The 9,433-nt window shown below is 61.3% G+C and carries 15 protein-coding genes and 1 pseudogene; 13 read left to right on the forward strand and 3 right to left on the reverse strand.

The genetic code is table 11. From position 1 onward, the window contains the following. The 4 genes from EOB59_RS36790 to EOB59_RS28015 all read left to right on the forward strand — a co-directional run. Nucleotides 1–896, forward strand: an 896-nt coding sequence (locus tag EOB59_RS36790; protein WP_245486789.1) for an ATP-binding cassette domain-containing protein, incomplete at its 5' end; no start/stop codon positions are given. A 79-nt stretch (nt 897–975) separates the two neighbouring features. Then, nucleotides 976–1,254 (forward strand): type II toxin-antitoxin system RelE/ParE family toxin, encoded by a 279-nt coding sequence (locus tag EOB59_RS28005; RefSeq protein WP_128289719.1) that lies wholly within the window; start codon nt 976–978, stop codon nt 1,252–1,254. Between the two features lie 27 nt (nt 1,255–1,281). Further along, a complete protein-coding gene (locus tag EOB59_RS28010) occupies nt 1,282–1,590 on the forward strand; it encodes a HigA family addiction module antitoxin (protein WP_127268663.1) in 309 nt (102 codons plus the stop codon). 135 nt (nt 1,591–1,725) lie between these two features. Then, nucleotides 1,726–1,884, forward strand: coding sequence for a hypothetical protein (locus tag EOB59_RS28015; protein WP_127268662.1), 159 nt, complete (start codon nt 1,726–1,728; stop codon nt 1,882–1,884). 16 nt (nt 1,885–1,900) lie between these two features. Here the strand turns inward: EOB59_RS28015 and EOB59_RS28020 are convergent, their stop codons facing one another. Next, nucleotides 1,901–2,515: a glutathione S-transferase family protein gene (locus EOB59_RS28020; RefSeq protein ID WP_127268661.1), complete on the reverse strand. Its 615-nt coding sequence runs from the start codon at nt 2,513–2,515 to the stop codon at nt 1,901–1,903. 238 nt (nt 2,516–2,753) lie between these two features. Here EOB59_RS28020 and EOB59_RS28025 point away from each other — a divergent pair, with 238 nt between their 5' ends. Together EOB59_RS28025 and EOB59_RS28030 are read left to right on the forward strand one after the other, a co-directional pair. Continuing rightward, the gene (locus EOB59_RS28025) at nt 2,754–3,182 is read left to right on the forward strand and encodes a glyoxalase/bleomycin resistance/extradiol dioxygenase family protein (RefSeq protein WP_127268665.1); all 429 of its coding nucleotides are present in this window, start codon (nt 2,754–2,756) and stop codon (nt 3,180–3,182) included. A gap of 75 nt (nt 3,183–3,257) precedes the next feature. Beyond that, entirely contained in the window at nt 3,258–3,611 is a 354-nt protein-coding gene (locus tag EOB59_RS28030; protein ID WP_023809794.1) for a DUF1428 family protein, read from the forward strand. A gap of 144 nt (nt 3,612–3,755) precedes the next feature. Here the strand turns inward: EOB59_RS28030 and EOB59_RS28035 are convergent, their stop codons facing one another. Then, nucleotides 3,756–5,378 carry a sulfotransferase gene (locus EOB59_RS28035; RefSeq protein ID WP_245486790.1) on the reverse strand — a complete coding sequence of 541 codons (1,623 nt, stop codon included), beginning with the start codon at nt 5,376–5,378 and terminating at the stop codon, nt 3,756–3,758. Nucleotides 5,379–5,517: 139 nt separating this feature from the next. Between EOB59_RS28035 and EOB59_RS35380 the strand changes: the two genes are divergently transcribed. The 7 genes from EOB59_RS35380 (at nt 5,518) to EOB59_RS28065 (ending at nt 9,191) form a co-directional block, all read left to right on the forward strand. Continuing rightward, on the forward strand, nt 5,518–5,883 hold the full coding sequence (locus EOB59_RS35380) for a hypothetical protein (RefSeq protein WP_164895774.1): 366 nt from the start codon (nt 5,518–5,520) through the stop codon (nt 5,881–5,883). Nucleotides 5,884–6,102: 219 nt separating this feature from the next. Then, on the forward strand, nt 6,103–6,303 hold the full coding sequence (locus EOB59_RS28045) for a cold-shock protein (RefSeq protein ID WP_127323162.1): 201 nt from the start codon (nt 6,103–6,105) through the stop codon (nt 6,301–6,303). Between the two features lie 144 nt (nt 6,304–6,447). Beyond that, complete coding sequence (locus EOB59_RS28050; RefSeq protein ID WP_023809798.1) at nt 6,448–6,717, forward strand: hypothetical protein; 270 nt, start codon at nt 6,448–6,450, stop codon at nt 6,715–6,717. Beyond that, nucleotides 6,714–6,995 (forward strand): hypothetical protein, encoded by a 282-nt coding sequence (locus tag EOB59_RS28055; RefSeq protein ID WP_127323161.1) that lies wholly within the window; start codon nt 6,714–6,716, stop codon nt 6,993–6,995. The genes EOB59_RS28050 and EOB59_RS28055 overlap by 4 nt, the downstream gene beginning before the upstream one ends. Nucleotides 6,996–7,033: 38 nt before the next feature. Further along, nucleotides 7,034–7,171: a hypothetical protein gene (locus tag EOB59_RS35385; protein WP_164482279.1), complete on the forward strand. Its 138-nt coding sequence runs from the start codon at nt 7,034–7,036 to the stop codon at nt 7,169–7,171. A gap of 99 nt (nt 7,172–7,270) precedes the next feature. Continuing rightward, nucleotides 7,271–7,489 (forward strand): hypothetical protein, encoded by a 219-nt coding sequence (locus EOB59_RS28060; protein ID WP_127294949.1) that lies wholly within the window; start codon nt 7,271–7,273, stop codon nt 7,487–7,489. 148 nt (nt 7,490–7,637) lie between these two features. Continuing rightward, nucleotides 7,638–9,191 (forward strand): EAL domain-containing protein, encoded by a 1,554-nt coding sequence (locus EOB59_RS28065; RefSeq protein WP_127809538.1) that lies wholly within the window; start codon nt 7,638–7,640, stop codon nt 9,189–9,191. A gap of 31 nt (nt 9,192–9,222) precedes the next feature. Here the strand turns inward: EOB59_RS28065 and EOB59_RS28070 are convergent. Beyond that, nucleotides 9,223–9,420: pseudogene (locus EOB59_RS28070) on the reverse strand (peptidase); the annotation flags it as partial. Between the last annotated feature and the right edge of the window lie 13 nt (nt 9,421–9,433).

A 9,433-nucleotide genomic window follows, 5' to 3' on the forward strand; every position in this document is an offset into this window, starting at 1 on the left:
GGCGGGCGCTCGACGAGGTCGACGCCTCGACCGAGCGCAAGTTCCAGCGCGACATGAAGGTGGCGCAGCAATTGCGCCGGCAGGCGGCCAAGCTCAACAATATCGGCATCAATTCAGGCAGCGACCTGCTGACGGTCAAGACCAGGCAACTCAGCCAGCGGGCCGAAAAACTGGAGGAAGCGGCGAACCCGGCGCATCGCGAGAAGTCGGCGGGTCCCATAAAACTGGCCAATCGCGGCACCCACGCCAAAGTGCTGATCACGCTCGATGACGCGGCTGTCGAAACACCCGATGGCACGCTGCTGTTTCGGACCGGCAAGCGCCACATCTGCCAGGGCGACCGCATCGTGCTGCTAGGCCGCAACGGCGTCGGCAAGTCGCGCTTCGTCACCCTGATCCGCAATGCCATTGTCGAACCGGACACGGTGCGGAATGTGAAGGTGACGCCGTCGACGGTGCTCGGCTACAGCGATCAGGCGCTATCCGGCATCAGCGGCGACGACACGCCGCTGGCGCTGGTCTCACGCCGCTACGATGTCGGCCAACAGCGCGCACGGTCGTTGCTGGCCGGCGCCGGCGTGGTCATCGAGATGCAGGAGAAAAAGATCGGCGTGCTGTCCGGCGGCCAGAAGGCACGGCTGATGATGCTGGCGCTGAGGCTCGCCAATCCCAACCTCTATCTGCTGGACGAGCCGACCAACCACCTCGACATCGACGGCCAGGAAGCGCTGGAAGCGGAACTGCTGGCGCATCAGGCCAGCTGCGTGCTCGCCTCGCACGACCGCTCCTTCATCCGCGCCATCGGCAACCGCTTCTGGCTGATCGACAAACGAAAGCTGACCGAAGTCGAGGCCCCCGAGGAGTTCTTCCGCTCAGTGGCCGAAACGGCAGGATGAGGCCAACGGAGGTCGACTGGCATGTAAATTATTTGCTTACAGACCTTGTTTTCTGTAAGCAATCTGTTTACATATATCGATGATCAAGTCCTTCAAGAACAAGGCGCTGTCGGACCTCTTTCAAACTGGAAAGACCGGCAAGATCGACGCCAAGATGCACAAGCGCATTCTTGTCCGGCATGACCGCCTGGAAGCTTCGGAGAAGCCGGAGGAAATGAACCTTCCCGGCTTCGATTTCCACCCGCTGAAAGGCTTCGATCCAATCCGCTACACGGTCCACGTCAACGGTCCGTGGTGCATCACATTCGAGTTCGACGGCAAGGACGCTGCCCGCGTCGATTTCGAGCAATATCATTGAGGCGGCCAGACTGGAGAAGTTCGACTTATGACCGTGCACGAGCCGACGCGTCCTATTGAGCGTTGTCCCTCCCACCCGGGAGCGCTGCTTGAGGACATTATCCCGGCAACTGGAAAGACCAAGGTGGAAATTGCAAATCTGCTCGGGATCTCCCGGCAGCAGCTCTATGACATCATCCGCGAAAAGAAGCCGGTTTCGCCGGCTGTGGCCGCTCGCCTCGGGAAGCTGTTCGGCGACGGCGCCGCGATCTGGCTTCGAATGCAAGCGGCTTTCGATGCTTGGCACGCAGAGCGTGAAGTTGATGTTTCAGCGATCCCTACGCTCAGGGTTGCGTAGGTCCGCACGGCAGCATTCGGACAGACCATCAGACGCCGCGATAAAAAATCTCGACGGTCTGTCGGATAGCCTCAGCCCATCGCGTCCTTGGGATGCCGACACGATGATGCCGGCGCCAACCCAGGGAGAATTATCATGTCGGTTCTTTCATCCATCGGTCGCGTCGCAACCCGGTATGCGGCAGCGCGCGCTCGTCACCGCAGCGAGCGCATCCTGCTTTCGCTGCCGGCCTCGCTGCGCAAGGATATCGGCTTTCCGGACGTCTTCGACGCGCAGAACGGCCGCCGCCCCTGACCTCGCGAGGCGCCAGTCAGTCATGCGTATCACCTGAAAGCGGTGTCGCCTGCATCGATACGCGTTTTTCGAAAGCCTCGAACCAGTGCGTCAGCCGCGCCCGCGAGCGAAAAGGCGGCAGGTGGCGGAACGCCATCCAGGACAGCGTGGTGGCCAAGGCGATGTGGCCGACATGGAGCGGTGCCTCGTCGTCCAGCGCGCTTTCGATCCAGTCGTAGCTCGCCTCGATCTTTTCCCGGTATCCGTCGGCGAGAGCACCATAGCGCAGCTTTTCGGGTCTCCTTTCTGTCTCCCAGCGCAAAGCGATGCCTGTCTGCGCGAGGCCCTGGGCGACCGACTGAAGCCGCAACGCCTGCCAGCGCGCCTCGCCGTCCTGCGGCAGCAGCTTGCGGCCGTCATGCAGTGTGTCGAGATAGGCGCAAATGACATCGGAATCGAAGATCGGCGACGCATTTGGCCGCAACAGCACCGGCACCTTGCCAAGCGGATTTTCGGCGTAGACATCGGCGTTGCGCAAGGTGGGACTGGTCTCATGATGGATGACCTCCAGCCGATCGGCAATGCCAACCTCATGGGCGAAGACAAGCGCCTTGCGCGCGAAGGGTGAGTGGGTTTGATAGTAGAGGATCATTGTCGTCCCGGGGTTGAAGAGGCGTTCGCGTGATCCATCTGTTCTAGCCTGCGAGCCGAGAGAATTGCGCTCTGATTGGGCGCCGCCGACGCAAGTTCGTTTCACGCCTCTCGCTCGAGCCCGCGGCTGTCCGGGATAATCAAGGGCCGACCGCCAAAAAAATTTCGCCGCCATGTAGGATCGCCGCCGTCCGATCCGTCCTATGGCTCGCAAGGCCAAACGCAAAGAGGAACAACAAATGACTGATCAGACCCCCGTTCAGCCCGCGGCCAAAGTGCTCGGCGGATTGACCCCCTATCTGCAGCTGGATGGCGCCTTCAAGGCTGCCGAATTCTACAAGAAGGCCTTCGGCGCGGAGCAGGTCTTTGCCTACCCGGCGGACGAAAAAGGCCGCACCATGCACATTCACCTCCACATCAATGGCTCGACCCTCATGCTCTCCGATTTCTATCCGGAAAACGGAATGCCCGCCGTCAAGCCGCAGGGTTACACCATGCAGCTTCACCTCGGCAGCGACGACATCGAAGCCTGGTGGAAGCGCGCCGTCGATGCCGGCTGCGAAGTCGCCGTGCCGCTCCAGGTCATGTTCTGGGGCGATCAGTGGGGCAATATGCGCGACCCGTTCGGCGTCGAATGGGCGATGAACGCACCGGTGAAGAAAGCCTGATCTGCCGCCGATGGCCCGAGCCCCTCACCGGCCGGCGCCGGTGAGGCCCTGTGAACTTCCAGGAGGAGATCCAAAATGTCCTATGTCGATGGTTTCGTACTTGCCGTATCCAAGGCAAAACTCGATGACTACAAGAAGCTGGCCAACCTCGCAGGGCCTATCTGGAGGGAACATGGCGCGCTCGCCTATGTCGAATGCATTGGCGACGACGTGCCCTATGGCGAGGTCACGTCCTTCCCGCGTGCCGTGCAGGCCAAGGACGACGAGATCGTCGTCTTCGCCTGGGCCGTCTATGAGTCGCGGGAGAGCCGCGATGCCGTCATGGCCAAGGTGATGGCAGATCCCCGCTTGAAGGCCGATTGGGCGGACATGCCGTTCGACGGCAAGCGCATGATCTTCGGTGGCTTCAAGCCATTCATTGAGCTTTGAGCAGCCGTAGCAGATTAGAAGAAGCCTCTCAGCTTCGTCATCCTAAGGCGAAGCAGGAGCGAAGCTCCGTCGCGAAGACCCTAGGATGACGACGCGGGTGCTTAGGCCAATCTCTAAGGCCACGATCAGCTAGATAGCGTTGCGCTAATCCAGCTTGTCGAGCAGCGGCTTCAGCCGGTCTCCATAGCGCTTCCACAGATCGACCGACCCTTGATACATCGGCTGGCGCACCTGTGCGGCTGAAGCCGTGCGAACCGGTCGGTCGGTCTCGTGGAACGATAGAGCCGCGTCGTCCCAGGGCAGGCCGAGATGAGCGATCAATGCCCGCGTCTGTCCTTCCTGGTCGGCGACAAAATCCTCGTAGCGTACGTCATGCACGACGCCCGGCAGCACCGTGTGCCAATGCTTCATGATGTCGGTGTAGAGATTGTGGAAGTCGGCGAGCTCGCCGAGATCGTAGCCATAGCGATGGCTGTCGCCGCGGAAATGCACTTTGTAGATCGACAGGCAGGTGGCCGCTGCATCGCGCGCGCAGTGGATGATCCTGGCCTTCGGCATCATCATGTGGATGAAGCCGACAAGCAGGAAGTTGCCTGGCATTTTGTCGGTGACGTGACGCATGTTCGGATAGCGGGCATGCAGCATGTCGAGATAGGCTTGCCCTGCCTCGGCAAAATCCGCATCGCCCATATCCGATACGCCCCATGGGAAGCCACCCGGCATGGTCGCCGGGAACTGCTTGCCGACCGCCTTCTTCAAGATGCTGAGCTCGCCTGCGCCATAGACCTGCGGATGGCTGGCAATGATCTGCTCCACCAGTGTCGTGCCCGAACGCGGCATGCCGACGATGAAGATCGGCGTGTCGTCGCTGATTGAGCTGTGCCTGTGCTTCTCGAAGAAGCCGGCATCGAAGGTGGCCTTCATCGCCTCGAATTCGGCCCGCGTCCTGGCCTGGTCGTAGTTGATGCTTTTGCGGCGGATCGCATTGCCTTCGGCGAAATAGTCGAAGGCCCGGCCATAATCCCTGAGATCGTCATTCGCCTTGCCGAGTCCGAAGGACAGCTGCATGCGTGCCAGGCTGTCCTGCGGCGCTTTGGCATGCTGGGCTTCCATGCCCCCAAGCTCGCTGTCGCGCTCCTTCTGGCGCTTGATTTGCGTCAGCATCAGCCAGGCTGTGGCCATGGCGGGGTTGATCGCCAACGCCTGCCGGAACAGGTCGACCGCCTCGTCGAGCTTGCCCTTTTCCATCAGCCCGACGCCGAGCCCGTGCAGCAGGTCGGCATCCTTGGGGCGTATCGCCAGCGCTTCGCGGAAGACGGCGAGCGCCTCATCCAGCCGCCCGGCTTCCTGCAGGGTTTCGGCAAGCCCGATGCGGGCGCGCACGTGAAATGGGTTGCGTGCAACCGTGCCGCGATAAATCTCTTCGGCCTCTTCGAACTGGCCGATCTGCTTCAGCGATGAGCCGAGATTGTCGCGCGCCGCGAGCTGGTCCGGCCGCAGATCCACCGCACCGCGGAAGAAATCGATGGCCGCAGCAGGGCGGCCGAGGTCGCGCATCACCGTACCGAAATTGTTGAGGAAATCGGGATTCGTCGGCTGCAGGCTCACCGACCGTTCGATGAGATCCAGCCCTTCTTCGCTGCGCCCGGTCTGGTGCAGCAGCAGTCCCAGGAAATGCGCCGCGGCCGCATGCTTGGGCTGACGCGCCAGCACCTGCCGGTAGATCGTCTCAGCCTCTTGCCGGCGCCCCGCCTGATGCAGTTGCAACGCCTGCTGCACATACTGGTCGAGGCCCAGCGGCGGCTGTCCGCCTGCGCCAGACCTGGCTCCCGCACCCGCCGCTCGTCTTTGATCTCTGTTGATGGGAAACCTGCCGTGTTTTATCCGCCTGTGGCGATCTAGGCCATTGGCGCGCCAGGTTCAAGGCTTCGCTTGCTGTCTCGTCCTTTCGTCGGTGCGGAAAGATCAAATCAGGCGATTGGTTTCGGCAACCTGCCTGGCACGCCGAACCGTTCCATCGGTGTCGGCGATCCTTCGCTTTGCCGCCTCGTCACTTCTGACAGTCAGCCGCGGCGACAGGACAACCATCGGCTTTGCCATTACCGGCTTTGCGACCGGCGTGATCGTTACGGGGGTGCCTGTTGGCGTCTTTACGGACATCTCGAGGTCTCCTTCTTCAACTCACAAGAAAAATGAAAATACCGGGAGAATTATTCCCGCTAAGCTTCAAACAGTTTTTGAATTGTATGGATTTGTATCATCATTTTTCTGATAGTCACAGCGCGCAATTTTTTGAATGAAGCCCAATTTTATTTTAAAACGCCTTGATTAAATTACAACAAAGGCCTATCTGTACAGGATCGCTTTGGGCCAGAATTGGCATCTCGCGGCGTCAGAGGTTCTCGACCCGCCAATCTCATTCCAAATCATCGATACCGGGCGCGCGGCATATTCGCTCCGCGCGACCATTCTCGTTCTTCGAAAGACCGACATGAACACCGGAACCGTGAAGTTCTACAATGGCCGGACCGGCTTCATTCAGCCGACCGATGGCGGCAAGGACGTCTTTGTCCATGTCAGCGCACTGGAGCGCGCCGGCTTCCCCGGCCTCGCCGAAGGCCAGAAGCTGCAGTTCGAGTTGGAGCGTGACACCAAGGGCCGCGAGTCGGCCGCCAATTTGCAATTGATCTGATCCGGCCGAATTCGATGAACGCTGACCACGGATGTACTGGCAGCTCTCGAAAGCGGCTTATTTCCAGCGACTGCCGGAAATAGGAAAGCGGGGCTCGTCCCCGCTTTTTTGTTTTCAGGACCGCTGCTTTGCATAGGTAAGACAATGCCGGACCGCACCACCCACTCCATCGCGCACTTCACCGCACCTTTCGTGCTCGGCGGACTGGAAGGGCAGCTGCCTGCCGGCGACTACGACATCGATCACGACGAAGAGCTGATCGAGGGCATGTCGCGGCTTGCCTGGCGCCGCGTCGCCACTTTCATCCATCTGCCGGCAAGGGCAGCGAAAAACCCGCCCACCAGCCAGCTTGTCGCCATCGATTACCTCGAACTCGAAACAGCGCTGAAGCGCGACAGGGAGAATGCAGCATGATCCGTTTCCAGCAGAATGCGCGCCCGCGCACCGACACGCCCGCGCACCAGTTTGCAATCGGTCAGACCGTGCGCATGAAGAGCCGCACCGGCCTCGTCCAGAAGACCGCCGAACTGTTCCAGATCAAGAGCAGGCTGCCGGTCAAGGATGGTTCGCCGCAATACCGCATCCGCAGCGAGCAGGAGACCTATGAGCGGGTCACCACCGAAGACAATCTCGAACCGGCAGATCCGGTTGTTGCCGACAACCCCGTTGTTGCCAGCAACCCGCTCGTCTGAGACCCCACCTCCAAGCCAACCTGAAGCAGGAGCACGACATGTCCAAAGGTCAACAGCGAAGCAACCGCGAGACACGCAAGCCGAAGAAGGACAAGGTCGTGGCAAAGCCCGCCTCCCCGTTCGGTTCGTCGGTCAAGCAGGCGGAGAGCAGCTTGAAGCCGAAGTCGAAAGGCTGACAAACTGGAGGGCGCGCCTCGTGCGCCCTTTCCGTCGTCCTCTGTGAGGTGGCGAATTGACTGGACAGGCCTGCGCAATGCTCTGCCACGGAGGCGCGCTTGAATTTCGTCATCGAGTTCTACCGGTCGCGCGACGCCGACGAAGCCACTCTCGACAAGGTATCGCTGGAGGCGCCGAACCTGCGCGCCGCGCTGCAGGGCGCCACCGCGCTGTTCCACACGCTGGCCATGCCGCAAATCCCCGATCGCCTGCGCATCTGCGACGACAATGGCTGCGAGCTTTACGCCGGCCCGGCCGACGGCGCCTATCCGGTTTAGAGCAGCGGTGCTGCCCACGACTCCATTAAAGTTCACGTAAGATCGAGGCCCTAAGATCCGCCTGAACCGGGCCGCTGCCGCGATTGGTGGCCGAGACGTTGCGGGCGACCACCCACGATCGCCGCTCATACCCGAAGGCAGGAGGCGCATGGACAGGTCGCGCATCATCGTGACGGCGGTGGTGTTGGCCATGCTGGGCGCCATCGTGCCCATCGCGGCGACGTTTCATCTCGCTTGGACCCAGGCCGTCCAAAAGGAACATGAGCGGCTGCGGCTGTTCGCCAGCCGCGCCATCGCCAGGGCCGACATCTCGCTCAACGATGCCACCGCCGCTTTGCGGCAGATCGACCAGTTCACCGGCATCCGCTGTTCGGCGGACCATATAGCCCGTATGCGGCAACTCACCATCAGCACGCGCCCGATCGAAGAAATGGGCTATTTCGAAAACGGCCTGCTCAAATGCTCTTCTTGGGGACCGACCGAAGGGCGCGTGGCGCAATCCACCCCTGACTTCACCACCAGGGACGGCATGGCCGTCACCGCCCGCATGCAGCCGGTGATAAGTGAGGACCATTTTCTGATGGCGCTGCGATACAGGGACCACAACGTCCTTGTCGATCCGGTACGCTTTGTCGACGTCATCGTCGATCCCGGTGTCCAGCTCGCCTTGACGACGCAAACGGGCATCCTTCTTGGCGCGTTGAACGGCCCGAATCCTGCTCGTATCGAGAAGGTCATCGCCGGCCCCGGCGAAGGCATCGATGACGATCTCCTATTTGCCACCGCGCGCGGGACCGACTGGATTGCTGTCGCCACCGAACCGACAAGCCAGATCCTGGGCAGCGTTCGCAAGCAGCAATTCATGCTGCTCCCGCTCGGCGCCTTCATGGCTGCCTTCATCATCGGCGTGGTTGTGTGGCTGTCACGAAGGCGGCTTTCGCCCTCGGGAGAATTGCAGATCGCCGTGCGCAAGCACGAATTCATCGTCCACTATCAGCCGATCGTCGAGCTCAGGACCGGCAATTGCATCGGCGCGGAAGCGCTGGTGCGCTGGAAGCGGCCGAATGGCTCCCTGGTCCGGCCCGATCTTTTCATTCCGCTGGCGGAAGAGAGCGGCCTGATCACGGCGATCACCGATCAGGTCATTGCGATGGTTGTGTTCGACCTGAACAGGCTCCTGGTCGCCGATCGCTCGCTTCACATCGCCATCAATCTCAGCGCAACCGATGTCGGCACCGCGCGGGTCCTGCCTATTATCGAGAAAGCATTGCAGCACACCGGGATCCAGCCGCAGCAAATCTGGCTCGAGGCGACCGAACGCGGTTTCGTCGATATCAACTCGGCGCGCTCGACGCTCATTCGTGCCCGCGAAATGGGGCACGCAGTGGCAATCGACGACTTCGGTACCGGCTATTCCAGCCTGTCCTATCTCGAGGGGCTGCCGCTCGATGCGCTCAAGATCGACAAATCGTTCATCGATACGATCAGCACGAATTCCGCCACCAGTTCCGTCACCCCGCATATCATCGACATGGCCAAGACACTGAAGCTGAAGATCGTTGCCGAGGGCGTGGAAACGCAGGCGCAGGCTGACTACCTCGCGGCGCGCGACGTCGACTACGGCCAGGGCTGGCTGTTCGCCAAACCCATGCCTGCGTCCGAGTTCATCGCCTACTGTCGCCAGGTGAAGCCGACGGCTTGACGCCTGTCGTCCTCAACAAGGCGCAGCGTTCTCAGCACGGCCCGTCGCCAACGACGCGATAGTCCGCGGCGCGGGCTTCGCAGGAATTGGGGAAGGTACGCATCTCGCCATGCCGGCGGCCGCAGACCGGAGCATATTCGCGGGTGCAGAACGTCTGCTCGCCACCGCCACCGCCACCGCCACCGCCGCTGTCGCGGCACGGACCGTCGCGCACGATGCGGTAGCCAGCCCCTGTCTCTTAT

The sequence above is a fragment of the Mesorhizobium sp. M7A.F.Ca.MR.176.00.0.0 genome (genome assembly GCF_004023165.1).
Classification (GTDB): Bacteria; Pseudomonadota; Alphaproteobacteria; order Rhizobiales; family Rhizobiaceae; genus Mesorhizobium.